24 protein-coding genes and 1 tRNA gene are annotated in these 25,218 nt (G+C 63.0%); 12 read left to right on the top strand and 13 right to left on the bottom strand.

The window, feature by feature from the left end; all coding sequences use genetic code 11:
• Position 1: 1 nt before the first annotated feature.
• From AAD018_RS15330 to AAD018_RS15305, 6 genes are all read right to left on the bottom strand, one after another.
• On the bottom strand, positions 2–1,084 hold the full coding sequence (locus tag AAD018_RS15330) for a murein hydrolase activator EnvC family protein (RefSeq protein WP_367315301.1): 1,083 nt from the start codon (positions 1,082–1,084) through the stop codon (positions 2–4).
• Entirely contained in the window at positions 1,081–2,598 is a 1,518-nt protein-coding gene (gene gpmI, locus AAD018_RS15325) for a 2,3-bisphosphoglycerate-independent phosphoglycerate mutase (RefSeq protein ID WP_367315302.1), read from the bottom strand. The genes AAD018_RS15330 and gpmI overlap by 4 nt, the downstream gene beginning before the upstream one ends.
• A 314-nt stretch (positions 2,599–2,912) precedes the next feature.
• The gene (gene rlmH, locus AAD018_RS15320; RefSeq protein ID WP_367315303.1) at positions 2,913–3,383 is read right to left on the bottom strand and encodes a 23S rRNA (pseudouridine(1915)-N(3))-methyltransferase RlmH; all 471 of its coding nucleotides are present in this window, start codon (positions 3,381–3,383) and stop codon (positions 2,913–2,915) included.
• Positions 3,384–3,767 carry a ribosome silencing factor gene (gene rsfS, locus AAD018_RS15315; protein WP_367315304.1) on the bottom strand — a complete coding sequence of 128 codons (384 nt, stop codon included), beginning with the start codon at positions 3,765–3,767 and terminating at the stop codon, positions 3,384–3,386.
• 200 nt (positions 3,768–3,967) lie between these two features.
• Positions 3,968–5,404, bottom strand: a complete 1,437-nt coding sequence (locus AAD018_RS15310) for a mechanosensitive ion channel family protein (protein WP_367315305.1) — start codon at positions 5,402–5,404, stop codon at positions 3,968–3,970.
• Between the two features lie 52 nt (positions 5,405–5,456).
• Positions 5,457–6,077 (bottom strand): SOUL family heme-binding protein, encoded by a 621-nt coding sequence (locus AAD018_RS15305; RefSeq protein WP_367315306.1) that lies wholly within the window; start codon positions 6,075–6,077, stop codon positions 5,457–5,459.
• 221 nt (positions 6,078–6,298) lie between these two features.
• Here AAD018_RS15305 and leuC point away from each other — a divergent pair, with 221 nt between their 5' ends.
• The 3 genes from leuC to AAD018_RS15290 all read left to right on the top strand — a co-directional run bounded on the left by leuC (position 6,299) and on the right by AAD018_RS15290 (position 9,728).
• Complete coding sequence (gene leuC, locus AAD018_RS15300) at positions 6,299–7,705, top strand: 3-isopropylmalate dehydratase large subunit (RefSeq protein WP_367315307.1); 1,407 nt, start codon at positions 6,299–6,301, stop codon at positions 7,703–7,705.
• Between the two features lie 187 nt (positions 7,706–7,892).
• Positions 7,893–8,498 (top strand): 3-isopropylmalate dehydratase small subunit, encoded by a 606-nt coding sequence (gene leuD, locus AAD018_RS15295; protein WP_367315308.1) that lies wholly within the window; start codon positions 7,893–7,895, stop codon positions 8,496–8,498.
• Between the two features lie 393 nt (positions 8,499–8,891).
• Positions 8,892–9,728, top strand: coding sequence for a hypothetical protein (locus AAD018_RS15290; protein ID WP_367315309.1), 837 nt, complete (start codon positions 8,892–8,894; stop codon positions 9,726–9,728).
• On the opposite strand, the gene AAD018_RS15285 is transcribed toward AAD018_RS15290, so the two are convergent.
• A complete protein-coding gene (locus AAD018_RS15285) occupies positions 9,725–9,904 on the bottom strand; it encodes a hypothetical protein (RefSeq protein ID WP_367315310.1) in 180 nt (59 codons plus the stop codon). The two genes, AAD018_RS15290 and AAD018_RS15285, sit on opposite strands and share 4 nt — an antisense overlap.
• Between AAD018_RS15285 and AAD018_RS15280 the strand changes: the two genes are divergently transcribed.
• The 5 genes from AAD018_RS15280 (at position 9,887) to AAD018_RS15260 (ending at position 14,205) form a co-directional block, all read left to right on the top strand.
• Positions 9,887–10,813 (top strand): endonuclease/exonuclease/phosphatase family protein, encoded by a 927-nt coding sequence (locus tag AAD018_RS15280; RefSeq protein ID WP_367315311.1) that lies wholly within the window; start codon positions 9,887–9,889, stop codon positions 10,811–10,813. The genes AAD018_RS15285 and AAD018_RS15280 overlap by 18 nt on opposite strands.
• Before the next feature lie 56 nt (positions 10,814–10,869).
• The gene (leuB, locus tag AAD018_RS15275; RefSeq protein ID WP_367315312.1) at positions 10,870–11,976 is read left to right on the top strand and encodes a 3-isopropylmalate dehydrogenase; all 1,107 of its coding nucleotides are present in this window, start codon (positions 10,870–10,872) and stop codon (positions 11,974–11,976) included.
• A gap of 25 nt (positions 11,977–12,001) precedes the next feature.
• Positions 12,002–13,000: a DMT family transporter gene (locus tag AAD018_RS15270; protein WP_367315313.1), complete on the top strand. Its 999-nt coding sequence runs from the start codon at positions 12,002–12,004 to the stop codon at positions 12,998–13,000.
• Positions 13,001–13,014: 14 nt separating this feature from the next.
• Positions 13,015–13,091 (top strand) — tRNA-Pro (locus AAD018_RS15265).
• A gap of 328 nt (positions 13,092–13,419) precedes the next feature.
• Positions 13,420–14,205, top strand: a complete 786-nt coding sequence (locus AAD018_RS15260) for a MauE/DoxX family redox-associated membrane protein (protein WP_367315314.1) — start codon at positions 13,420–13,422, stop codon at positions 14,203–14,205.
• Positions 14,206–14,437: 232 nt separating this feature from the next.
• On the opposite strand, the gene ilvD is transcribed toward AAD018_RS15260, so the two are convergent.
• A complete protein-coding gene (ilvD, locus tag AAD018_RS15255; RefSeq protein ID WP_367315315.1) occupies positions 14,438–16,171 on the bottom strand; it encodes a dihydroxy-acid dehydratase in 1,734 nt (577 codons plus the stop codon).
• A 107-nt stretch (positions 16,172–16,278) separates the two neighbouring features.
• Between ilvD and AAD018_RS15250 the strand changes: the two genes are divergently transcribed.
• From AAD018_RS15250 to AAD018_RS15240, 3 genes are read left to right on the top strand one after another with little or no spacing between them, the layout of a single operon-like run.
• On the top strand, positions 16,279–17,130 hold the full coding sequence (locus AAD018_RS15250; protein ID WP_412005290.1) for a CPBP family intramembrane glutamic endopeptidase: 852 nt from the start codon (positions 16,279–16,281) through the stop codon (positions 17,128–17,130).
• A gap of 54 nt (positions 17,131–17,184) precedes the next feature.
• Positions 17,185–18,150, top strand: coding sequence for an acetyl-CoA carboxylase, carboxyltransferase subunit beta (accD, locus tag AAD018_RS15245; protein ID WP_367315317.1), 966 nt, complete (start codon positions 17,185–17,187; stop codon positions 18,148–18,150).
• A gap of 41 nt (positions 18,151–18,191) precedes the next feature.
• Positions 18,192–19,427, top strand: coding sequence for a bifunctional folylpolyglutamate synthase/dihydrofolate synthase (locus AAD018_RS15240; protein ID WP_367315565.1), 1,236 nt, complete (start codon positions 18,192–18,194; stop codon positions 19,425–19,427).
• Positions 19,428–19,857: 430 nt separating this feature from the next.
• Here the strand turns inward: AAD018_RS15240 and zapE are convergent, their stop codons facing one another.
• On the bottom strand, positions 19,858–20,913 hold the full coding sequence (gene zapE, locus AAD018_RS15235; protein WP_367315318.1) for a cell division protein ZapE: 1,056 nt from the start codon (positions 20,911–20,913) through the stop codon (positions 19,858–19,860).
• Positions 20,914–21,053: 140 nt separating this feature from the next.
• Here zapE and AAD018_RS15230 point away from each other — a divergent pair, with 140 nt between their 5' ends.
• Positions 21,054–22,295, top strand: a complete 1,242-nt coding sequence (locus tag AAD018_RS15230; protein WP_367315319.1) for an MFS transporter — start codon at positions 21,054–21,056, stop codon at positions 22,293–22,295.
• A 4-nt stretch (positions 22,296–22,299) separates the two neighbouring features.
• Here AAD018_RS15230 and AAD018_RS15225 read toward each other — a convergent pair whose 3' ends face one another.
• From AAD018_RS15225 to AAD018_RS15210, 4 genes are read right to left on the bottom strand one after another with little or no spacing between them, the layout of a single operon-like run.
• Entirely contained in the window at positions 22,300–23,217 is a 918-nt protein-coding gene (locus tag AAD018_RS15225; protein WP_367315320.1) for an alpha/beta fold hydrolase, read from the bottom strand.
• Positions 23,218–23,230: 13 nt separating this feature from the next.
• On the bottom strand, positions 23,231–24,145 hold the full coding sequence (locus AAD018_RS15220) for an ornithine cyclodeaminase family protein (protein ID WP_367315321.1): 915 nt from the start codon (positions 24,143–24,145) through the stop codon (positions 23,231–23,233).
• Positions 24,142–24,762: an HAD family hydrolase gene (locus AAD018_RS15215; RefSeq protein WP_367315322.1), complete on the bottom strand. Its 621-nt coding sequence runs from the start codon at positions 24,760–24,762 to the stop codon at positions 24,142–24,144. Before AAD018_RS15215 ends, AAD018_RS15220 begins: the two co-directional genes overlap by 4 nt.
• Entirely contained in the window at positions 24,759–25,211 is a 453-nt protein-coding gene (locus tag AAD018_RS15210) for a YaiI/YqxD family protein (RefSeq protein WP_367315323.1), read from the bottom strand. Before AAD018_RS15210 ends, AAD018_RS15215 begins: the two co-directional genes overlap by 4 nt.
• Between the last annotated feature and the right edge of the window lie 7 nt (positions 25,212–25,218).

The following is a 25,218-nucleotide window of genomic DNA, read 5'->3' as shown; positions in this document are numbered from 1 at the left end:
CTCATTCCTCATCCTTCGCGAACCATGTCGCGGGGTCTCGCGGCCCATCTTGATCTCGGACCTCTATATAAAGCGTTTCTGTCGGAGCAATGCCATTCACTGTGCTGTCATGTGCCAGAATCGCGTCAATCTGACCGCCCATTTCACCGATCGGATAGCCTTCGGCCACGATATCCCCGACCTCGCCCTCGATCTTGGCGAGCCCTGCAAGGATCACCATCAGCCCGGCTTCGGGTTCGAGAATCACCACGTTTCCATAATCCAGAAGCGGCCCGGCATAAAGAATCGTCGCCGTCGCGGGCATCCGCACCAAGGCGGCAGGCGCGGTCTGAACCATCCAGCCGGGCCGCGTCTGGTCCGCATCGAACCGCTGACTGATCTCTCCGGTCACCGGAAGCGGATGCCCGCCCGCACCGCCATCCGCAGATCCTTCCGGCGCCTGCCGCCGCCCCGTCTGGGCCAGCCCATCGGCCAGAGCCTCCAGCGTCTCGGCGCCGGCCAGCAGCAAGGCCGTATCGATCGCATCCTCCTCGAACCGCTTGGGAAGCGGCTCCCGGTCGGCCAAAGCGCGCGCGATCTGCCCGCGCGCCTCCGTCATGTTCTCCAGCCCCGTCTGCAGCACGCCCAGCGCCGCCTCCCGCTCGGCGCGCAGGGCCTCGATCTCTGCCAGCGTGGCAGAGAGAGCATCGGCCCGTGCCTGCAAACCGTCGCTCATATGCGACAGGATCATCCCGGCCCGCGCCGAACCCAAAAGACCGGACGGATGCGCCATCAGGGCAGGCGGCGCCTCCGCTCCGATGGTCTGCAGCACGCCCAGCAGATCGGCGATCTCCGCCTGCTGCGCCGCGATCACCTGCTCCAGAACCGCTTGCCGCTCTGCCAAAGGCCGCATCTCGTCCCGCAAAGAGGCCAGCCCCGCCTCATAGGCCTGCACCACCTCGGTCAGCGCCCGGATCTTGTCGCGAGAGCCCTCCGCCGCCTCCAGCCGCTCCGAGATCCCGATCAATGTCGCCGAAGCCTCGCGCAAATCCTGCGCGGGCGCCCCCGTCGCGAGAACCCAGATCAAGGCGGCCAGACGGATCACGTCAGCAAGCTCTCCCCCGTCATCTCCTCGGGTGGATCCAGCTCCATCAGCGCCAGAAGCGTCGGCGCCAGATCCGCGAGCCGCCCATCCTTCAGCCCCGCGCCCTCGGGCCCGCCGACCAGCGCCACGGGGACAAGGTTCAGCGTATGCGCCGTATGCGGCCCGCCGGTATCGGGATCGATCATCGTCTCGCAATTGCCGTGATCGGCGGTCAGCAGCATCGCCCCGCCCGCCGCCTCAAGCGCCTCCATGACCCGCCCCAGCCCGGCATCGACAGCCTCGCAGGCCTTGATCGCCGCCTCCAGATCGCCGGTATGACCGACCATATCGGGATTGGCGTAATTGCAGACGATCAGGTCATAGCCCGCCTCGATCGCGCCCACGAAGGCATCCGTGACCGCCTCCGCCGACATCTCGGGCTGCTCGTCATAGGTCGCCACATCGGGCGAAGAGGGCATCTTGCGATCCTCACCCTCCTCCGGATCTTCCTGCCCGCCGTTCAGAAAGAACGTCACATGCGGATACTTCTCCGTCTCCGCCACGCGAAACTGCCGCAACCCCGCCTTGGCCACCCAAGCGCCCAGAGTGTTCACGATCTCCTGCTTGGGAAAGGCCGTCGCCATATAGCCGTTATGCGCCTCGGAATAATCCACCATCCCCAGCCGCGCCGCCAGTTCGGGCCGGTCGCCCCGGTCCCAGCCGTCAAACTCCGGATCGCCGATCGCCGCCAGGATCTCCCGCGCCCGATCCGCACGGAAGTTTAGGCAGAACAGCCCATCCTCCGCCGCCATCCCGGCATAGTCCGTAATCACCGTGGCCGGGATAAACTCGTCCGTCTTGTCATCTGCGTAGGCGGCACTCACCGCCTCCAAAGCCGTCTTGGCCTGCTCTCCTTTGCCAAGAACCATCGCATCATAGGCCGTCCGCACCCGGCTCCACCGGTTGTCGCGATCCATCGCATAATACCGCCCGATCACGGTCCCGATCGATGCACTATCCGGCAGGTTCTCCAGCAGCCCCGCGACGAACCCCTCCGCCGTCTTCGGCCCGACATCGCGCCCATCTGTGATCGCATGGACGACAACCTCGAGCCCCTCATCGACAAACCATCGCGCCGTGGCGAGCAGATGGTTGAGATGCCCATGCACCCCTCCATCCGAAACGACCCCCATCAGATGCGCTCGCCCGCCGCTTTCCTTGAGCTTCCCGATGAAATCGCAGATCGCCTCAGTCTCGAAATAGGAGCCATCCTCGATCGCCAGATCGATCTGCCCTAGATCCATCGCCACGACCCGGCCCGCGCCGATATTCGTGTGCCCGACCTCCGAATTGCCCATCTGCCCGGACGGCAGGCCCACATCGGGACCATGCGTGATCAGCCGAGCACTCGGGCAGGTGGCGTGGATCCGGTCAAACACCGGCGTGTCGGCCAGGGCAGGCGCATTGCCCTCCCGATCTTCGCGCAGGCCCCAGCCATCGAGGATACACAAGACAACGGGTTTGGGTCGGGACATGGCGCGGCTCTCTGCTGTGAATGCTGTCTGTGTAAAGCACCGCGCCGCCCTCCGAAACCGGCGGTTTGGACCAGAGGTCCCGGCGCAAGGCCGGGACGCCGCCCGAGAGGTGGCCGACTGGGTTATAGCCGATGACACGGTCCGCCCGGATCAAGCGGCAACGCCGCGCCGGGCGAGCGCCGGACCGGCCCCATGGGCCGGCGCTTTTGCAACGCCGCACGTCCCGCGGGACAGTAAGGACGAGCTTGGCGACCATAAAGCGCGTCGTTCATCGGTCGAAGCGCCGCCCCCGGCCCGGCGCGCGCCCGGCGCTCTTACACCCGATGATAGGGCGCGCCTGCCAGGATCGAGGCGGCGCGATAAAGCTGCTCGGTCAGCATCACCCGCGCCAGCATATGCGGCCAGACCATCGCCCCGAAGGACAGGACCAGATCGGCGCGCTCCCGCAGCTCGGGCGCGACACCGTCCGCGCCGCCGATGACAAAGGCCGCGTCACCGCGCCCGTCATCGCGCCACCGCGCCAACCGTCTCGCGAATTCGGGCGAGCCCATCACGGCCCCCCGCTCGTCCAGCACACACAGAACCGACCCCGCAGGCAGGCTCCGCTCCAGCAGGATCGCCTCGGCGGCCATCCCGCCGCCCTTGCGATCTTCGACCTCGCTCAATGACAAAGGGCCAAGCCCCAAGGCTCGGCCCGTGCGGTCGAACCGCGTCCGGTAGTCCTCCAGCAGCGCCAGTTCCGGCCCCTTGCGAAGCCGGCCCACGGCGCTGATCTGAACGCGCATCTACCCTTTGGCCGACGCGGCTCCCGCCGGTTGCCACATCTTTTCGAGCTGGTAGAACTCGCGCACTTCGGGCCGGAAGACGTGAACGATCACGTCCCCTGTATCGATCAGCACCCAGTCACCGGTATCCTTGCCCTCGACCTTCGAGATCACCCCGAATTCGGCCTTGAGCAGGTCGGTCAGCTTTTCCGAGATCGCCGCGACCTGACGTGTCGACCGACCCGAGCAGATCACCATGTAATCGCCCATTTCGGATTTACCGCGCAGATCGATCTGCACCACGTCCTCTGCCTTGTCGCTCTCGAGGGATGAAAGGATGGCCGCGAGAAGCTGTTCGCTCATGCTGCTCTGGGTCATCGGACCGGACGCGCCACCGGCGCCCATCGAAGCGGCCTGCGCCGCTGAGGCGGGGCTCCCCGCCGTTGAAGAAAGAGACAGACCATTGTCCTCCTTGAAACGCGCCGCATACGTGCCCCGGCGCCGGGCGTGGCCTAAGGGTAACAACGGGGGCATGTCATTTCAATGACAAGGGCAGGGCGCAGGCTCTCCTGTGACAAGATGTGCGCAGATCGGCGGGGCGCGACCTATTCCGCCGCCTTGCCGAATTCCGCCTTGCTGGTCTGCAACTGCGAGCCTTCCAGCAGCTTGACCTCCCGCTGCGGGAAGGGGAACGACACGCCGTTTTCGTTGAACGCATCCCACAGCGCCAGATAGACGTTGCCGCGGATATTGGTCAGACCGCCGGTCGGATCCTTGATCCAGAACCGCAGGATATAGTCGACCGAACTGTCGCCGAAGCCCACGATATGGCAAACCGGCGGCCTGAAATCGAGCACGCGGGTCACGTTCTTCGCAGCCTCGATGGCAATCCGCCGCACCTCGTGCGGATCGTCGCCATAGGCCGTGCCGAAATAGATATCGAGCCGCACAAATTCGTTCGAATGGGACCAGTTGACCACCTGATTGGTGATCAGATCCTCGTTCGGGATCAGATATTCCTTCCCGTCCCGCGTCGTAATCGACACGTAGCGCGCGCCGAGCGAGTTGATCCAGCCGAACGTCTCTCCCAGAGAAATGACGTCCCCCGGCTTGATCGACCGGTCCAACAACAGGATCACGCCCGATACAAGGTTCGAGACGACCTTTTGCAGACCGAAGCCCAGACCGATACCGATGGCACCCGACAGAACCGCAAGACCCGTCAGATCCACTCCGACCGCGCGCAGGCCGACAAAGATCGCGACCCCGTAAAATACGACCTGCAGCAGCTTGACGACGAGAACCCGCATCGACGGGCTCAGATCCTCGTTCCGGCTGACGCGGTCCGACGTGGTGCGTGTCAGGAACCGCGCCAGATAGATCAGCAGTCCCAGCAGTGCGATGGCCCGGATCACCAGCCAAAGCGAGATCCGCATCTCGCCCAGCTCCACTGCGATCCCGTCGAGGATCGCAATCGCCTCGTCCGTCAGCCGCAGGATGCTCAGCGTGATCCAGGCCCAGGCGCCATAGCGGACCACTTGCCGGACCAGCATGTTTCCGATCAGCCGCGTGCCCAAGGCCACGACCAGCCAGGCCGTCGCCAGATTGGCGATGATCCCTATGAGATAGGATCGAGAGGGCCACGTGATCTCGCGCATCACGAAATAGGCGACCCAGATCAGCACCACGAAAAAGATCATCCGCAGCCGCTTGTGAACGACGACCAGCGCCTTCAGCCGCCAGCGCGGCCAGCCGGTCTTGGTGCGCATCCAGGCATGCATCCGCGGGCCGAAATACCACCGCAGACCTATGGCGATTAGGAACACTCCAAAGATGATGGCGACCTGATACGCATTCCAAGGCCGCATCAGCGTCTGAAGAAAAACCTCGCCGCGCGACAGGACGGACTGGCCGATCTCAAGCAGATCCTCAGCCTCGACCGCTGGGATCTCGACGCCGGAATCGATCCCGGTCTCGGACCCGGGATCGGCTTCGGGATCCGTCCCCGGCCCCTGTCTGCCATTGATGCCGTCATGCTGCATGGATCACACTTTGCCTTGCGACCTTGATCCGCACAAGGATGGCACGAAAGAGTTACTCTTTTGCCACCGGGATCGCGACTTCGTTGCGACGCTGACCCGGCAGGGTAAAGGGATCATCGTAGTAATAATGCGCAACCGGCCCCGTCCGCTTTAGCCCAGCCGCCTCGATCCATCCGGTCAGCTCAGCTTCCCGCCGGTCCAGCTGCGCCTGCGTCGCCCGCCCGGAGAAGGTCAGCACCGCCTGACGACTCGCGGGCGCCTCTCGAAAGACCACCGCCTCGTTCTCGGGCGTGGGCAAAGTGTCTACCGTGAACCGCGACGGCATCATGAACGTCACCGTCCAACGCCCGTCCGATCCGCTCTGCCCGACCGGCGCGGTCATCTCGATCTTCTCCGATTGGGCCACGGGTGCCGTCATCGCGATCTTGTCCGACGCGCTGTTGCCGCCGAAGATATACCCGGCCAGCACCCGAAAGCCCGTGTTCAGCGCAGACCGCCGGGCGCCCTCCACCGTCACCTCGGCCAGAAGGTGCGGCTGATAGTCCCGCAGCTCCACCGCGCCGTCCTGCCGGACCACCTCGTAGGGCGGCACTTCCAGCCCGTTATATCCCTGCGCCACAGCACCAGACCCTCCGATCAGGGCGGCCACGCCCAGAACCAACCGTTTCAACATCCCGCATCCTCCTGCCATTCAGGCCCAACAACGTCACCCACACCTTGCGAGATAGGCCCGGACAGCGTATCGTCCCGCCCCATGATCCGTCTTTTCGACATCGGCGACCGCGCCCGCCTGATCGAGCGCTTTCACGGCCCGCTCCGGACCGTCCGCGCGCGCGGCTAAACGCGCCTTCCGACTGTCACCGCTGCATTTCACTTCCAAGGGAGAGGACCATCATGTCCCCCAAGACGCTTTACGATAAAATCTGGGATGCCCATCTCGCCCACGAGGCCGAGGATGGCACCTGCCTGCTCTATATTGACCGCCATCTGGTTCACGAGGTCACGTCCCCCCAGGCCTTCGAAGGCCTGCGCATGGCCGGCCGCACCGTGCGCGCCCCGGACAAGACCATCGCCGTGCCCGATCATAACGTGCCGACCACCCCGGGCCGCGAAGATCCCAAGAACATGACCGAGGACAGCGCCATTCAGGTCCAGGCCCTCGACAAGAACGCCAAAGAGTTCGGGATCCACTACTACCCCGTCTCGGACATCCGGCAGGGCATCGTCCATATCGTCGGCCCCGAACAGGGCTGGACGCTGCCCGGCATGACCGTCGTCTGCGGCGACAGCCACACCGCGACCCACGGCGCCTTCGGCGCGCTCGCCCACGGCATCGGCACCTCCGAAGTCGAACACGTGCTGGCCACGCAAACGCTGATCCAGAAGAAGTCCAAGAACATGAAGGTCGAAATTACGGGGAGCCTCCGCCCCGGCGTGACGGCCAAGGACATCACCCTCTCGGTGATCGGCGCGACGGGAACGGCGGGCGGCACCGGCTATGTCATCGAATATTGCGGCCAAGCCATCCGCGAGCTCTCCATGGAAGGTCGCATGACCGTCTGCAACATGGCCATCGAAGGCGGCGCGCGTGCAGGCCTCATCGCGCCGGACGAGAAGACGTTTGAGTATGTCAAAGGCCGCCCTCATGCGCCGAAAGGCGCGCAATGGGAGGCCGCGCTCAATTGGTGGAAGACGCTCTATTCCGACGATGATGCAGAGTGGGACATGATCGTCACGCTCAAAGGCGAAGAGATCGCGCCGGTCGTCACATGGGGCACCTCGCCCGAGGATGTCCTGCCGATCACCGCCAAGGTCCCGGCGCCCGAGGATTTCGAAGGCGGCAAAGTCACCGCCGCCTCCCGCTCGCTCGACTATATGGGCCTCAAGCCCGGCACGCCGCTCAGCGAGATCGCCATCGACACCGTCTTCATCGGCTCCTGCACCAACGGCCGGATCGAGGATCTGCGCGCCGCCGCATCCATCCTGAAGGGCAAAAAGATCAAGGACGGCCTGCGCGCCATGGTCGTCCCCGGCTCTGGTCTCGTCCGCGCCCAGGCCGAGGAAGAGGGGCTCGCCGACATCTTCAAAGAGGCCGGGTTCGAATGGCGTCTCGCGGGCTGTTCGATGTGCCTTGCGATGAACCCCGACCAGCTCTCACCGGGAGAGCGCTGCGCCGCCACGTCCAACCGCAACTTCGAGGGTCGGCAGGGCAAGGGCGGGCGCACGCATCTGATGAGCCCGCAAATGGCCGCCGCCGCCGCGATCACGGGGCATCTGACCGATGTGCGGGAAGTGATGTAGTCACCAGCATCCGGTCCGGTGGCGTCGCAATTCCGCACAGGGCACGCCGATTCCACCGACCTGATACCGACGCAATACCGACCGGATACCGAACGTGAATTTTTGCTTACGAGGATGAAGATCCGCGAACCTGATCTTCACCCTTTCGCCAAGACAGTTAACTTCCTCCGTGAAAGGAGAGACCCGAATGGACAAGTTCACCACCCTCACCGGCATCGCCGCGCCGCTGCCCCTGATCAACGTCGACACCGATATGATCATCCCCAAGCAGTTCCTCAAGACGATCAAACGCTCCGGCCTCGGCGTGAACCTCTTCGACGAGATGCGCTATAACGACGACGGCTCCGAGAACGAGAATTTCGTGCTCAACAAGGACGCCTACCGCGAGGCCGAGATCCTGATCGGCGGCGACAATTTCGGCTGCGGCTCCTCCCGCGAACATGCCCCCTGGGCGATCAAGGATTTCGGCATCCGCTGCGTGATCGCGCCCAGCTTCGCCGATATCTTCTACAACAATTGCTTCAAGAACGGCATCCTGCCCATCGCGCTCCCGCAAGAACAGGTGGACCTGTTGATGACCGAAGCCGAGAAAGGCGCGAACGCCCGCATCACTGTGGACCTTGAGGGCCAGACCATCACGACCTCCGAAGGAGAGACGATGTCCTTCGAGGTCGACGCCTTCAAGAAGCACTGCCTTCTGAACGGCCTCGACGATATCGGACTGACGATGGAGAACGTCTCCTCCATCGATCGATTCGAATCGGACGCCGCCCAATCCCGCCCCTGGGTTTGATGCAGCCGGGGGTTGTTTTGGCAGGTTTGTCACGTAATTCCGGGTGGACCCCGCCCGGACCAGTGGAAACGATGACGCGGTTTTCCAGGACGTTGCGTCAAAATGCGCAACAGAGAAAAATCAAGATATAGCTCATTTGATCCACTACGGGACTACATCTCGATCTGGTTGTGCGCGGTCTGCTTGGATATACTGCAATGGTTGCAAAGTCGCGCCAGTATCGCCGCAAAATAGTCTCACTTCTCGGGCCAACGTCGCTATGACCTTGTCTGCCACAAGAGACCCGGGGAGAAATGAGATAGCGATGAGGCTGACCGTTTTGGGGATCGGTGGTGGCGATAGTCCTGAATTTGGGCTCCCAAACGGAGTCCGCGAACGGGGAGGAATTGCATCGTGATCTCGAGGCTGGCCGGAGCTGTCCTGCGCGCGATGTGCGTCGTCGCCCTGATCCTCATGCCGTCGCTGGTACTCGAAGGCACGACTGCCGACACTGCCCAGATCGCCGCTCTGATCGCGCTCTTCGCTGCCGTCCTGACCCTTGTCGAATACGGCTCCGATGCGCCCAGCCTTGTTGAATTCCGCGATGCGCCGCCCTTCAACCGCATCCGCTTCCTGTCGATCTTCATCACCGTCCTTCTGCTGACGGCGATCATCCAGGTGCCCTCCGATGGCGCGATCCTGCGCCGCTTTGTCGAGATCCTCGGCCGCCTCGTCGCCCAGGCCGTCGACTTCCCCTATTCGCCCGTCCGCCTCGTCGTGCTGGCCATGCCGTCCAACATGGACGCCGATCTGATCGAACGGATCCGCACCGCCGCAGGCATCGCTTACGTCATTTCGCTGCTGTCCATCGCGATCTTCGTCTGGCTGATGCTGATCCACCGCTGGCCCAGCCGCGCGCGTCCGTTCAACGTCTGGGTCAACCTGCCGATGTTCGACCCTTCCGCCGGGGACGACGTCGTCACCCGCCTCTACAGGGATGCCCGCATTAACCTTATCTTAGGGTTCCTGCTGCCATTCGTGATGCCAGCGGTTGTCAAAGCGGCGGCATCCTTCCTCGACTACTCCGTCCTCTCCGACAACCAGACCCTGATCTGGACGATGACGGCATGGGCCTTCTTACCTGCAAGTCTGCTGATGCGCGGCATCGCCCTGGCGAAGGTCGGCATGATCATCGAAGGCAAGCGCCGCAAGGCCTATGCCCGCGCCGAACGGGATGGATTTCTAGCCTAACGGCGTACCTTCTTCTCGTTCTGGCAGTCCTTTCTCCCGGCGCGATCGCCGCCGAAACACTCCGCATTGCCGTCTTCGCAGGTCCCTTCAGCCGCGATGGGCCGGGCCTCCTGCTTCGCGACCTTCTTGGCAGAAAAGACGAAAGCCTGATCGCCGCGATGGCGCAGATTTCCCATGTCGATCCCGACATCCTTATCCTTGCCAATATCGACTACGATCACGGCCACGCCGCCTTAACCGAGCTTAACGCCCAACTCGCCGAGACCATCGCGCCCTATCCCCACCGTTTCACCGCCCGCCCCAATACCGGCCTCTCGACACCCTTCGATATCGACGGGGACGGCCGCACCGGACGGCCCCGCGACGCGCAAGGCTACGGGCTCTTTTCCGGCGATGGCGGCATGGCGATCCTGTCGCGCAAGCCAATCCTCAGCGATCAGATCCGCGATCTGAGCACCATCCTCTGGAAAGACCTGCCGGATGCCCGGCTGCCCCAAACCGGCAACCAACCGTTCTTTTCCGAAGATATCCTTAACGTGCAGCGCGTCTCCACCACCGCGCACTGGATCATCCCCATCGATGCCGGACCCCGGACCATCGAGTTGCTCGTCTTTCACGCCTCTCCGCCGGTCTTCGACGGCCCAGAGGATCGCAACGGGTTGCGAAACGCAGACGAAATCCGCCTTTGGCAGCTCTTTCTGAACGGAAAACTCCCTGAAAAACCGGCCCATCCCGTGATCCTCTCAGGCGTCGTCAACCTCGATCCCGTCGACGGACAGGGCCGCAAAAAGGCGATCCACGATCTCCTCGCTCACCCGTCCCTACAGGACCCCGAGCCGCGCAGCGACGGAGGCAAAGCTGCCGCCGACCTCGATCACCGGGGCGATCCCGCGCTCGACACCGCGGACTGGCCCGACGGCGATCCGGGAAATCTCAGGGTCGATTACATCCTTCCGGACCGCTCTCTCACCGTCGAGAATGCCGGGATCTTCTGGCCCGATCCACTCCCGCCGGACCTCTTTGGCGAAGACGGTCAAGCGGCAGGACCGCACCGCATCGTCTGGGTCGATCTGAAGCTGCCTTGACCCTCTGCGGACCCGCCGCTAGGCCACCGGAGCGTACATTTTCAGGAGCTTGACCCATGGCCGACATGTCCCTTCTCATCCTGCCCGGCGACGGGATCGGCCCCGAGGTCATGACCGAGGTCCGCAAGGTCATCGACTGGTTCGGCACAAAGCGGAACCTCACCTTCGATGTCAGCGAAGGCCTCGTCGGCGGCGCCTCCTACGATGCCCACGGCACCCCCCTCACGGACGAGACGATGGCCAAGGCCCAACAGGTCGATGCCGTTCTGCTCGGAGCCGTTGGCGGCCCGCAATATGACGAACTCGACTTCTCCGTGAAGCCCGAACGCGGCCTGCTGCGCCTGCGCAAAGAAATGGACCTCTACGCCAACCTGCGCCCCGCCCAATGCTTCGATGCGCTCGCCGATTTCTCGAGCCTCAAGCGCGACGTCGTCTCGGGCCTCGACCTGATGATCGTCCGAGAGCTGACCTCCGGCATCTATTTCGGCGAACCGCGCGGCATTCAGGATGACAATGCCGGTGGCCGTGTCGGTATTAACACCCAGCGCTACACCACCGCCGAGATCCGGCGCGTCGCACGCTCCGCCTTCGAGCTGGCGCGCAAGCGGGACAACCGCGTCTGCTCCATGGAGAAAGCCAATGTTATGGAATCCGGCATCCTTTGGCGCGAAGAGGTGCAGTGGGTTCACGACAACGAATATAACGATGTCGAGCTTAGCCACATGTACGCCGATGCGGGCGCCATGCAGATCGTCCGCTGGCCCAAGCAGTTCGACGTGATCGTCACCGACAACCTCTTCGGCGACCTCCTCTCCGATGCTGCCGCCATGCTGACCGGCTCGCTCGGCATGCTGCCCTCCGCCTCGCTCGGCAACCCGATGGAAAACGGTCGGCCCAAGGCCCTTTATGAACCGGTCCACGGCTCCGCACCCGACATTGCGGGGCAGGGCAAGGCCAATCCCATCGCTTGCATCCTCAGCTTCGCCATGGCGCTGCGCTATTCCTTCGACCGGGGCGAGGAGGCCGCGATGCTCGAGCGGGCCGTCGAACAGGCCCTCGCGAACGGCGCCCGCACCGGCGATCTGATGGCAGACGGTGAGGCAAAGCCGCTTTCGACCGCCCAGATGGGCGACGCCATCCTCACCCTCCTGAACGAGGCCTGACCCAAGCGCAAAGCGGAGAGGCCGAATGCCCAACCAGAACGTAAAAGCGGCTCTTTTCGCGCTGGTGGCCTTCGGTGTCTTCGCCACGCATGACGTCGTCGTAAAGATCCTCGGGGCGAGCTATTCTCCGATCCAGATCGTCTTCTTCAGCGTCCTGCTCAGCTTCCCGCTGGCCACGCTGATGCTGATGCGCGACGCCACGCCCGGCACGCTTTTGCCGCGCCATCCCTGGTGGATGGCCGTGCGCACCGTGGCCACTGTGATCACGGCGCTCTGTGCGTTCTACGCCTTCTCCGTCCTGCCGCTGGCGCAGGTCTATACGATCCTCTTCGCCTCCCCGCTCTTCATCACGATCCTGTCGATCCCGATTCTCGGCGAACAGGTCCGGCTGCGGCGTTGGCTCGCCGTTCTGGTGGGGCTCAGCGGCGTTCTCATCGTCCTCAACCCGGCGACCACGACCCTCACGCTTGGCCACGCAGCGGCACTGGCCGCCTCCCTCTGCGGCTCGCTCGCGGCGATCATCGTGCGCAAGATCGGGCGGGAGGAGCGTCTCGCTGTCCTGATGCTCTATCCGATGGTCACGAATGTCATCCTGCTCGGCGCCTGCCTTGGCTTCGTATACCAGCCCATGCCTGCGCAGGATTTCGGTCTTCTGGCCATAATCGCCGTGCTTGCCTGGATCGCGACCCGCTTCATCCTGCATGCCTACAAGACCGGCGAGGCGGTAATCGTCGCGCCTATGCAGTATTCCCAGATCCTCTGGGCGACGCTCTACGGTCTTCTCTTCTTCGACGAGGTCCCGGGCCAGAACGTGATCCTTGGCGCAGGTATCATTATCCTGAGCGGGTGCTACATCGTCTTCCGCGAAAGCCGCGCCTCGGACAGCAGCACCACGCCCGTTTTGCGCACCCGCTCCCGCATTGAAACCGGCACCACCCTGCGCATCGGCCCGATCATCCGCGCCCGTCTCAGGCGGGAGGCCGACGAAGAAGCAGACTTGCATAAGCGGCCGCCAATAGAGTAGGCCCCGCTCACGGTCGGAGTGTAGCTCAGCCTGGTAGAGCACTGCCTTCGGGAGGCAGGGGTCGGAGGTTCGAGTCCTCTCACTCCGACCAGATTATCCTAAATTTGCTGCAGGATTGTGAGCGGACGCTGCCTCTCTCCGGTCTCGGCAACTGAACTATCGGGCCTCCAGCCCCCCCCAATCGAGCCGTTCCGATCGAGAGCGTCCCCCCCGCCAATTCTCCCCGAAATCGAGGCCGGTTGCTCCGGATAGCACCTGCTATTGCCCCATTAAGCTACTGCACCCAAAAGATAGCGAAAGGCCCTCTCCAAACTGCTGGAAAGCGGGCGTTATTCGTATACCCTTTCTAGAAATACAGGCGTACCACGCGATCCGGTCGCCCTCATCTTCCCATACCGCCGAACGGAAAGGAGACACCGATGCCCAAAGATACCCGCGATGTCGCCGACGTGGATAGCAGCCCGGCTGAGGCAGCGACCGGAAAGACAGCAGTGCTCTACCGGATGGCGCTGCCGGATCACCTCTGCCCCTCCGGGCAGAAGGCGCGCTGGCTCCTCGAGCGTCAGGGCTACGATATCGACGACCGCCTCTTCCGGACCCGCGCCGAGGTCGATGCCTTCAAGTCGGCGCACAACGTCCAGACGACCCCGCAAGCCTGGATCGACGGGGGCCGCGTCGGCGGATATACGGACCTGCGGGAGAGGTTGACCGGGTGGGATCCCAAAGCCACCACCTACCGACCGGTTTTCTACCTCTTCGCCGTCGCGGCGCTGACAGCCGTGGCCCTGTCCATCGGGTTTTTCGGCGCGATCACCTGGCAGACGCTCGGCTGGTTCATCTCCGTCTCCATGATCCTTTTGGGCATGCAGAAGCTGCGCGACATCGAAGGCTTCACGACGATGTTCCTCAACTACGATCTGCTCGCCCGCCGATGGGTACCCTATGCCTACATCTATCCATTCGTCGAAACCACAGCGGGCATCCTGATGACCGGAATGATCCTGACATGGATCTCCGCCCCCGCAGCCCTCTTTATCGCGACCGTCGGAGCCGTGAGCGTCTTCAAGGCCGTCTATGTCGACCGACGAGAGCTGAAATGCGCCTGCGTCGGAGGCAACTCCAACGTCCCGCTCGGCTTCGTCAGCCTCACGGAGAACCTGATGATGATCGCCATGGCAGTCGTGATGCTCTGGCTGATGATCTGACGCGGGGCGCGCGCGGCGAGGGTCGTTCGCCGCGCAGGGTCTTCGGGCCTCCAAAGGCATCGCGTCCTCGCGGCGCCCGTAAGTACGGCCAGAGGACAAGAACCCGCCCGGCGCGTTCATCAACGCCGCTCTCTCAAATCCACCGACCGGATACCGACGCAATACCGACCGGATACCGACAGGCCGATTTGGCCGACATCGCGCCGTTAACCCACGTCAGACGGTCAGCTCGTCAGATATCGGCGTAGACGTGTTTCTCAGCCTCCGCCCCCGGATGCGTCACTGCGCCGAGCCGCGTTGATCCCACCAGTTGCGCATATTTCCAAAGCGCTCCCGACGCATAGATCGTCTCGCGCGGACCGCTCCACGCCTCCTTGCGCTGGGCCATCTCCTCGTCGCTCACATCGACGGACAGCTCGCCCTTTACGGCATCGATCGTGATGACATCCCCTTGTTTCAAAAGGGCAATCGGCCCGCAATGCGCGGCTTCGGGTCCCACGTGACCGACGCAGAACCCCCGCGTCGCGCCGGAAAACCGGCCATCGGTGATCAGAGCGACCTTCTTGCCCATCCCCTGACCGGAAAGCGCCGCCGTCGTTGCCAGCATCTCCCGCATCCCCGGGCCACCGGCGGGTCCCTCATTGCGGATGACGATGACCTCGCCTTCCTCATACTCCCGCTTCTTGACCGCCTCGAACGCATCTTCCTCGCATTCAAAGATCCGGGCAGGCCCCGTAAAGCTTTGTTCCTGCGTCGGAATTCCGGCCACCTTCACGATGGCTCCCTCCGGCGCAAGATTGCCTTTCAGCCCGACAACCCCGCCTGTCGGCGTCAGCGGGGCGTCCACGGGATAGATCACCCGCCCATCCGCCTCGCGTGTGATCAGGTCCAGCTCCTCGCCCATCGACCGGCCCGTCGCGGTCATGCAATCCTCGTGCATCAGCCCCGCCTTGCGCAGCTCCTTCAGCACGACCGGTACGCCGCCCGCCTCGTAAAGGTCCTTCGCCACGAACTGCCCGCCGGGCTTGAGATCAACGAAATAAGGGGTATCACGGAAGATATCGCAGACATCGAACAAATCGAAATCGATCCCCGCCTCATGCGCGATTGCGGGCAGATGCAGCCCCGCATTGGTGCTGCCACCGGTGCAGGCGACGACCCGCGCGGCATTCTCGAGCGATTTGCGCGTCACCACATCCCGCGCCCGGATGCCTTTCTCGAGCAGTTTCATAACCGCCTCGCCCGAGGCGACGGAATACTGGTCCCGGCTCTCGTATGGCGCAGGCGCCCCGCTGGAATTCGGCAAGGCCAAGCCGATCGCCTCGCTCACGCAAGCCATTGTATTTGCGGTAAATTGCCCGCCACACGCCCCAGCGGAGGGGCAGGCAACCCGCTCCAGAACGGCAAGCTGCTCGTCTGAATAGTTGCCCGCCTGATGCTGCCCGACCGCCTCAAAGACGTCCTGAACCGTCACATCCTTCCCGTCGAGCCGGCCCGGAAGGATCGACCCGCCATAGATGAAGACCGACGGCACGTTCAGCCGCACCATCGCCATCATCATCCCCGGCAGGGACTTATCGCATCCGGCCAGCCCGACGATGGCGTCATAGCAATGCCCCCGCATCGTCAGCTCGACCGTATCCGCAATGGCCTCGCGCGATGCCAAGGAAGAGCGCATCCCCTCATGCCCCATGGCGATCCCGTCGGTCACGGTAATCGTGGTAAATTCCCGAGGCGTGCCGTTCGCATGTTTGACGCCCAGCTTGACCGCCTGCGCCTGCCGGTTCAGCGAGATGTTGCACGGGGCCGCCTCGTTCCAGCAGGTCGCAACTCCTACGAAAGGCTGGGCAATTTCCTCCTCGCTCAATCCCATCGCGTAGAAATACGACCGGTGCGGCGCCCGCTGGGGCCCCTCGGTCACATGCCGGCTCGGCAGCTTCGACTTGTCCATTTTTCCCTTGAGCATGCGAGGGTCCCTCCCGTGTTGCCCGACGGGATAAAGCCGCGCCGGACCAGGCACAAGGAAAACAGCTCTCATTGCCCTTCCGCCACCCCGGCCCTACCGTCCTGCTCATGTCCTATGCTCCGCAGGAAAAGCTCACCGATCCCGCCCGACCGTCCAGCGGCCTGGGCCGCCTTCTCCTGGGCTGCGTCGGGGTTCTCGCAGGCAGCCTCCTGATCGGCCCGCTCCTTCTGATTCCGATCCTGTCGCTTCTCCCGGCAGGCGCGGGAGACTTCAATTCTCCGCTCGGCACTCTGATCGCGCTTGCCAGCTTCATCCTTATGATCGCGGCGCTCACGCTGGTCCTGCGGTTCATCCACAACCGGGGCCTGCTCACCCTCGTCGGTCATCCGAGTCAGGCGCTTCAGGATTTCATCAAGACCCTCAAGGGGATGGCCATCCTCTACGCGGTCTTTCTCGTCGTCCCGGGCGGAGGAGAAGCGCCCGCGATCCCGAACCTTCCGTTCGGAACGTGGGTGCTTCTGCTGGCCCCGGCCCTCATCGCGATCTTCATCCAGGTCAGCGCAGAAGAGCTTCTCTTTCGCGGCTACCTGCAAAGCCAGCTCGCCGCGACCGCGCGCAGCCCCATTGTCTGGCTCGGCGTACCCTCCTTCCTCTTCGGACTGCTCCACGGCTGGAACACCGACGATCCCCAAGGCGCGCTGATCTATATCGCGATCACCTTCGTCCTCGGCCTGATGCTTGGCGATCTGACCGCCCGTACCGGCACGCTGGGACCCGCCATCGCGATCCACCTGGTCAACAACACGATGGGCATCCTGATCCTCGGCAATGAAGGCCTGCTCGACGGGCTGGCGCTATATGTCATCCCGGTCGACGGCCCATTCATCCCGCCGCTCTGGCCCAGCCTTCTGTCGCTGCTCTGTGTCTGGCTAACCGCCCGGATCGCTTTGCGCGTTTGATTGCAAAGCGGCGCGCGGGGGAATATCTGCCTTCCTGCAACGAAGGGTCGCGCCATGAACTGGATCACCAACTACGTCCGTCCCCGGATCAACTCGATCTTCTCCCGCCGGGAAGTCCCTGAGAACCTGTGGACCAAGTGCGATGAATGCGGAACGATGCTGTTTCACCGCGAACTCAGCGACAATCTGAACGTCTGCACCAACTGCCAGCACCACATGTATATCTCGCCCCGCGACCGCTTCGCGTCGCTCTTCGACGGCGGGATTTATACCGAGGTTGAGGTCCCCGAACCGATCACCGATCCGCTGCATTTTCGCGACCAGAAGCGCTATATCGACCGCCTCAAGGATGCCCGCCGCACAACGGGCGAGGATGAGGCGATGCTCGTCGGCGAAGGCGAGATGGGCCGCACGCCTGTCGTCGCCGCCTGCCAGGATTTCTCCTTCATGGCAGGCTCCATGGGCATGTATGTCGGCAATGCGATCGTCGCCGCCGCCGAACGCGCGGTGGAGATGAAGCGCCCGCTGATCCTCTTTTCCGCCGCAGGCGGCGCCCGCATGCAGGAGGGGATCCTGTCGCTCATGCAGATGCCGCGCACGACCGTCGCGGTGCAGATGCTTAAAGAGGCAAACTTGCCCTATATCGTCGTGCTGACCCACCCGACGACCGGCGGCGTCACGGCCTCTTACGCGATGCTAGGCGACATCCACATCGCCGAGCCGAATGCCCTCATCTGCTTCGCCGGTCCCCGCGTCATCGAACAGACCATCCGCGAAAAGCTCCCCGAGGGGTTCCAGCGCGCCGAATACCTGCTCGACCACGGCATGCTCGACCGGGTGACCCCCCGGACCGACATGCGGGACGAGCTGATCACCATCGTTCGGATGCTTCTGGACCTGCCGCCCGCGATCAAGGGCGATCTGCCCGCCCCGGCCGAAGGTCCCGACGCCGCGCCCACCCCGGCCGAAGCCGCCGACGCCGCGATCAACGGCGAGGATCCTGAACCGGCCAAGCCGTGAGCCCGCCCGAAGCGACCGGCTCCGACGCCATCCTCGACCGGATGATGGCGCTGCACCCTAAGATCATTGACCTGACGCTGGACCGGATGTGGCGCCTCCTGGAGGCCCTCGGAAATCCGCAAGAGAGCCTCCCGCAGGTCATCCATATCGCAGGCACCAACGGCAAGGGCTCGACCCTCGCCATGATCCGCGCAGGGCTCGAAGGCGCGGGGCACGGCGTCCACGCCTATACCTCCCCGCATCTGGTGCGCTTTCATGAACGCATCCGGCTGGCCGGAACACTCATCTCCGAGCCCGCGCTGACCGCTCTTCTCGATGAATGCTACGAGGCGAATGGCGGCGAGCCGATCACTTATTTCGAGATCACGACCTGCGCCGCGCTCCTTGCCTTCTCGCGCACCCAAGCCGACTATACCCTACTGGAGGTCGGCCTTGGCGGACGGCTCGACGCAACGAACGTTCTAACACCGCGCCTTTCGATCATCACGCCGGTCGCACTCGATCATCAGCACTTCCTCGGCGACACGATCGAAGAGATCGCGGGCGAAAAGGCCGGCATCCTCAAACAAAATATCCCCGCCGTCATCGCCCCGCAGACCGAGGCCGCCCTTGATGTGATCGAGGACAAGGCGGCTCGCACGGGAACGCCCCTTCTCGTCCACGGCCAGCACTGGCATGCCAGTGTCGAACGCGGACGCCTCATCTTTCGGGACGAGACCGGCCTGCTCGACCTGCCGCTTCCGTCTCTTCCCGGCGCGCATCAGATCACCAATGCGGGCACCGCGCTGATGGCCCTTCGCCACCTCAAAGCCGGAGAGCGCGCTTACGAGGCCGCCATGACCTCTGCCCGCTGGCCCGCTCGCCTCCAACGCCTGCGCAAGGGGCCACTGACCCAGACCGCACCGCAAGCCGAGCTCTGGCTCGACGGCGGCCATAACCCTGCGGCAGGACAGGCACTCGCCAAAGCGCTCGCCAAGATGCCGCCCAAACCGCTCTACCTGATCGCAGGCCTGCTCAAGACCAAGGACGCCCGCGGCTTCTTTGCGCCCTTCGCGCCTTTTGCCCCCGAGGTCCTGACCGTCGACATCCCGGGCGAGACCGCGACCCTTTCGGCCGAGGACACCGCCGCCGCCGCAACAGCCGCAACACTACACGCAACACCCGCAACATGCGTCCAGGACGCCGTCACCAAGATCGCAGCAACCACCCCCCATGCCCGCATCCTGATGTGTGGCTCGCTCTATCTCGCGGGCCAGATCCTCTCCGAGAACGGATAGGCCCGGAAAAATCAATCCGCCCCTCGGGCCGATGATTGTTCACGCTGTTGCGCATCGGGCGTTGCGTTAATCCCGGGATGCGCGGGGTGCCGTGTCATTTCCACCGACCAAATACCGACGTAATACCGACCGGATACCGAAGCCCCAAATCGGACCCCCCAAAAAAAGTCGAATCACCGATTCGTTTTTGCTTTGACTAAATTGCCACAGGTCAGCTATATCTTGCGACACAGGCAAGAAAGGGCGGATCGCACCACCCTATCCACAAAATGTCGTATCCAGGCAAGGGCCGGGCATCGTCGTATTATGCGGCGAAGGCTATAAGAGTCCGATGGCTGCGCACATCCTGGCTCCGCAGGGTGCCTCTTGTCCGCGCATCCCTCGCGCTGGACCATCTTGCGACCTCAGGGGGCAGGCTGACCGACAGAAGTCAGCCGCCCCAACCTTCTCCCTGCATTTCCTGTAACCTGCTGGCGGTCCTCGCAAATTCGAACGATCCTTCGCCCTCGACATAGAGCATCTCGGGCACCGCCGCAGCCGAGCAAATCAGCCGCACCTTCGCCTCGTAAAGCGCATCGATCAGCGTCACGAAGCGCTTCGCCTCGTTGAAATTCGACCGCCCAAGCGTCGGGATATCCTCGAGGATTAACACTCTCACCGCCTCGGCCACCGCAAGATAGTCCGCCGGGCCCAGCGCCCGCCCGCACAAATCATAAAACTTCGCCCGCGCAACACCGCTCGAAAACCGGGGCAACACCACCTCGCGCCCCTTCACCCGAAGCGTCAGTTCCTCCGAAGCGCCGCCTGACAGATCCTCCCAGATCGATGCAATCGCCTCTCTGGCATCCGTGTCGACCGGGCTGAAATAGACCTGCTCTCCGGCCAGCCGGCCCTGTCGGTAATCCTTGGGCGAGACCAGTTCATGCACAACCATCCGCTCTTCCAAAAGAGCAATAAAAGGCAGGAACAGATCGCGGTTCAGCCCATCTTTATAAAGGTCCTCCGGCACCCGGTTCGAGGTCGTCACCACAACAACGCCGCCATCGAAAAGCTTCTGGAACAGGCGTCCGACGATCATCGCATCGGCGATATCGGTGATCTGCATCTCATCGAAGGCCAGGCATCGAACCTCTGCGATGATCCGGTCCGCCACCGGCCCGATGGCGTCGTCCTTCCCGGCCTTGCGCGCGGCGGCCAGCCCGTCCTGGACCTCCTGCATGAAAGCGTGGAAATGCACCCGTCGGCAATCCACGTCGAGCGCGGCGGCAAAAAGATCCATCAGCATCGACTTCCCGCGCCCGACGCCGCCCCACAAATACAGGCCTTTCGGAGGTTCGGCCGCCTTGCGAAACCAGCCCTTCGAAGGGGTCTCGGCCAGTCCTTCCCGGATCCGCTCGAACTCGGTCAAAACGGCTTCCTGCGCCGGATCGGCCTCCAGAAACCCATCCTTAACTTTTTGCCTGTAAAGATCGATGACACTCGTCACGTCAGCCGTCCTGTTGCCTCGTCTTTCGAATACACAATCGCCTCTCCAGCACAATGCGGGCGCAACACATCAAGCGTTCTGATGCGTCAGACAAAATTAACTCATTTGACTGCAAGGTGACGCAGCGGTCCAATCACGACATGGACCAACGCACACCGCTCATCACGCCTGTCCTCGTCGCGGGCTGCATCATCATCATGGTCAGCTTCGCTATCCGGGCAAGCTTTGGCGTGTTCCAGATCCCCATCGCCGACGAATTCGGCTGGCTCCGCACGGAATTCAGCCTTGCCATTGCGATCCAGAATCTCGCATGGGGCATCGGCCAGCCCATCTTCGGCGCGATCGCCGAGAAGATCGGCGACCGCAAAGCGATCGTCATGGGCGCCTTCATCTACGCCGCGGGCCTGTTGCTGTCGTCTGGCGCGACCACGCCTCTCGAGCATCAGATGTACGAGGTTCTGGTCGGCTTCGGCATCGCAGGCACCGGCTTCGGCGTCATCCTCGCCGTCGTCGGCCGCGCCGCTTCGGACGACAACCGCTCGATGGCACTGGCCGTCGCGACCGCCGCAGGCTCCGCCGGGCAGGTTTTCGGCGCGCCGCTCGCCGAATGGCTGCTGTCGATGATGAGCTGGCAGATGGTCTTCGTCGTCTTCTCAGGCGTCATTCTCGCAACCCTGGCGTGCCTCCCCATGATGCGCGCGCCCGAGCCCGCCTCGAAGGCCGAGCTTGAGGAAAGCATGAGCGAGATCCTCGGAAAGGCTTTCCGCGACCCGTCCTACGCCTTGATTTTCCTCGGCTTTTTCTCCTGCGGCTACCAACTGGCCTTCATCACAGCACACTTTCCCGCCCTCGTGACCGAAATGTGCGGGCCGATCATGCCCGGAGGCGTCCTTCATTCCATCGGCATCACGACGACCTCCGCCCTTGGTGCCGTCGCTATCTCGTTGATCGGACTTGCGAATATCGGCGGTACGCTCCTCGCCGGATGGGCCGGAAAGCGCTACACCAAGAAGTACCTTCTGGCCGGAATTTACACCGCGCGCACGATCGTCGGCGCGCTTTTCTTCCTTTTCCCGATCACGCCTGGAACCGTCCTTCTCTTCTCTGTGGCGATGGGAAGTCTCTGGCTGGCCACGGTCCCGCTCACCTCGGGCCTCGTCGCGCATATCTACGGGCTGCGCTACATGGGCACACTTTACGGGATCGTGTTTCTCAGCCACCAGCTTGGCAGTTTCATGGGCGTCTGGCTCGGCGGGCGCCTTTACGATCAGTTCGGCACCTACGAGATCGTCTGGTGGGTCGGCGTCGCGGTCGGCGCATTCTCGGCCATCGTGCACCTGCCCATCCGGGAAAAACCGCTGGCCAAGCCTTGCATGGCCTGACGCCTCACTCCTTGCGGATCTTCCGCATCATCTCCCTGAGGGTCGCCGCAACCTCGCGCCCGTGAGTGTAGGGCAACCCGTGCCCCGCATCCGCGATCACCTCCTGGTGAACATCGTGATTGAGCGCCGCAAGGTCGCCCAGAGCGCTGTCCGGCACGATATGATCCTCCTGGCCCCAAATGGCGAAAACGGGGATCTCGCGCCGGTTTAGAACCGCAAGCGGCGTTGTGAGATCGGTGTCGAAGATATGTCGCCGACTGGACAGGACCGCACCAAGAAAGCCCTTGCGGCTATATTGAGCGTCCTGGATCTGCTCCAGATCGGGAACTTCGCTTCGCCCGCCATCGAAGGCCCCGCGCGCCATATGTCCGGCGGTCAGGTAGTGCAGCCAATCCCCCGCCACGGGCGTGTCGCGGATCCAACCGGAATAGCCGATCTCGGTCATCCCGTGCCCGGCTGAGGCCAACAGGACGACCTGGCGCACCCGGTCCTGGTTCTCGGCCGCCCAGACCGTCGCGACGATCGCCCCCATCGAATAGCCCATGATCGTCAGATCATCATCGAGCTTGAGATGCGTGACCAGATCGTCCAACTGACGTTGAAAAAAAGCTGCGTCCTGAGGCCCGGATGGAGCATCAGAATAGCCCCTTCCGTAAAGATCATAGACGAGGGTTCGATAGCCGATATCCCCTAAAGCCTTCGCCATGGATTCCCAGATCGGAGACGGTGTCGTGAGCCCGTGGATCGCGACCACAACCGGCCCGCGGATCGGGCCAAGCCAGCGATAATGGGTCGTGCCTTGGGATAGTTGGACGAATTCACCCGGGGCTTCGGTGCGATCAGGAGGGCTCTTCCGCCATTCCAGCACATAGGGCAGGGCGATCAGGGCGAGCAAAAGGACGAGGAGGATCAAACCAACCATTTCTAATGTCTCCTCAAGATGCGCACCATTGGTCAAAGATGTAACGGCTCACCATCAGATCGAGATGCGCGCCCCCACCATTCTTGAAGATGGTAATCTCTTCGTCGGACTCACGTGTGAAGGCGCCAAAATCGTAGTAGTCGGCCTGAATGTCCTGGGGTGAAATCACTCCGCTCGCCAAGGGGATTTTCAGCTCTCCGATATGATCCAGCGTCGTCTGACGACTATCGACGAAGATACGTCCTTTGCGAAGGGCGGCATCGTCGGCCTCCCTCATATCCGGCCGATAGGCGCCGATCAGATCGATATGCTGGCCGGGCTGAAGCCATTCTCCATGCAGCACAGGATCGGTGCTCATCGTTGCGCAGGAGACAATATCGGCGCGTCGAACCGCATCTGGTAAGTCTGCGGCAACGCTTACACCCGGGCTTTGGGCGGCGAGGGTATCGGCGCTATCCTTCGTCCTATTCCACAGAACGATTTGCGCTGCGGGAAACAGCTCGCGGTATCCGTCGATAAGGGATGCGGCCACCGTCCCGGCGCCGATAATGAGGATCGAACGACTATCCGGGTGAGCCAGCTTGGAGGTGGCAAGCAGGCTGTCTCCTGCGGTCTTCCATTTCGTTACCAGATGAAAGTCGATCAGAGCCTCGATCTCCCCGGTCTCATCGGAAAAAAGGCTCAGCGCGCCGTTGATCGCGGGCAGGTCTTGGCCCGTGTTGTCCGGGAAAATCGTAGCGGTCTTCACCGCCAGTCCCAGCCCCTTTATCCAGGCTGATCGGGATAGAAGCGTCCGGTTCCCCTGATAAAGAAAGGTGTCGCCAATCTCAGCTTCGGGGCGTTTGTGCCCTTCGGCAAGTGCATCCATAACGCCTTTCCAGCTGAGGATATGGTCCCCGTCCTCAAAGCTGATTTGGGGGACGGTCAAAGCGCTTGGTCTGCTGTCAGAAGCCCGTCCTTTACAAGTCGGGAGGCCCATTTTTCGGATGTGGTAAATAGATGCGTCTGCCATCCACGCGATGCGGCTGCGTTGATGTTGTCCTGCCGATCATCAGCAAAAAGAAGGCCTTCAGGTTCGAATTCTATATCCGCTTCGACCGCCTCGTAGATTGCGGGCTCCGGTTTGACCTGTCCCATCTGGCCCGAGATGTAGCGGCGGTCGAACTCGGCCAGAAAGGGATACTCCTTCTCTGCCAACTCGAATGTCTGGATCCCGAAATTGGAGAGCGCGAAGACGGGAACATTGGCCCGCCGCAAGGCCCGCAAAAGGCGGACGGAGTGATCGATTGCAGGGCTGGCGATCTCGATCCAGCGATCATGCCACATCCGGATCTCATCAGACCAGTCCGGATGGGCCACGGCCACAGCCTCCACTTCGTCCTTCCAGTTTGCGCCTCGATCGACGCGGTCGTTCATCTCGTGCAGATCGACGGCCGCAAACATGGCCCTGCGACGGTCTTCTCCGATGACACGGTCATAGAACCGCTCTGGCTTCCAATCGATAAGGACGTTCCCGATATCGAAAACAACGGCCTGAACGCTCATGTGCTTTCCTTTCCGGCGGCTCGGACCTCGCGCTCCAACGCGTCCAGAAAGCGTGACCGATCCGCCTTGCTGAAGGGGCGTCCTCCGCCCGTTCGGAACGGATCGGCAGCGCGCAGATCCGCCATCAGATCCCGGGACGCCAGTTGCTGGCCGATATTCGCAGGCGAGAACGTCTCTCCGTTCGGGCGGAGAACCCGTGCTCCTGCTTCGATGCAGCGGGCGGCCAAAGGCACATCAGTTGTCACAACCACGTCGCCAGGGCCGGCCCGATCGGCGATCCAAATATCTGCGATATCTGGTCCATCAGGCACGACAATCGTATCGACGAGGGGATTTTGGGACGGACGCAGACCACCATTCGATACGATGGCCATCCGCAGCTGATGCCGCGTTCCGACCCGCTCGACCTCGGCCTTGACCGGGCACGCATCTGCATCGACGTAGATCATTCCAAAG

Origin of the sequence: Aestuariibius insulae (genome assembly GCF_040783535.2) — a bacterium.
Lineage (GTDB): Bacteria > Pseudomonadota > Alphaproteobacteria > Rhodobacterales > Rhodobacteraceae > Aestuariibius > Aestuariibius insulae.
This window is presented reverse-complemented; position numbering and strand designations above follow the sequence as displayed.